The organism is Holdemanella sp. DFI.5.55, assembly GCF_020593575.1.
Classification (GTDB): Bacteria; Bacillota_I; Bacilli_A; order Erysipelotrichales; family Erysipelotrichaceae; genus Holdemanella; species Holdemanella hominis.
This window is the reverse complement of sequence record NZ_JAJDMK010000207.1, coordinates 1-405: the sequence shown is the minus strand read 5'-3', so window position 1 is coordinate 405 and position 405 is coordinate 1. Positions and strand designations below refer to the sequence as shown.

General features: G+C 50.9%; 1 pseudogene. It reads right to left on the bottom strand.

What is annotated here, in order from left to right:
- A pseudogene (locus tag LJE08_RS13830) lies at positions 1-373 on the bottom strand (ABC transporter permease); the annotation flags it as partial.
- Positions 374-405 lie beyond the last annotated feature (32 nt).

The following is a 405-nucleotide window of genomic DNA, read 5'->3' as shown; positions in this document are numbered from 1 at the left end:
AGAACGGCTTGCTAATGTGGAATAGCTTGTCCAGCTGCGGCAGCATCATGCACAATGCCAAGACGATTGAAGAGATTAAGTTGAGGTCGTTGGCACTGAATCCCAGCTGCAGGACTGCCAGCAGAATCAAGCGGTAGATGATGCTTCCCAAGGTTACGGCAACCAGTCGCTGCGACAGTGTCAGCTCGCCAAAGGCAACTTCGCCGATGATGATTGAAGCCAGGGCGATTACGATGGTTCCAATCCCCATGTTGACATCGGCATAGCCATTGTTTTGAGCAACCAGCGCGCCGCAAAGTCCAACCAGTCCATTAGAAATCATAAGACCAACGTTGATCGTGGCATCGGTATGGATCCCCAGTGATTTAGCCATTACAGGATTGTCGCCGGTTGCGATAAATGACT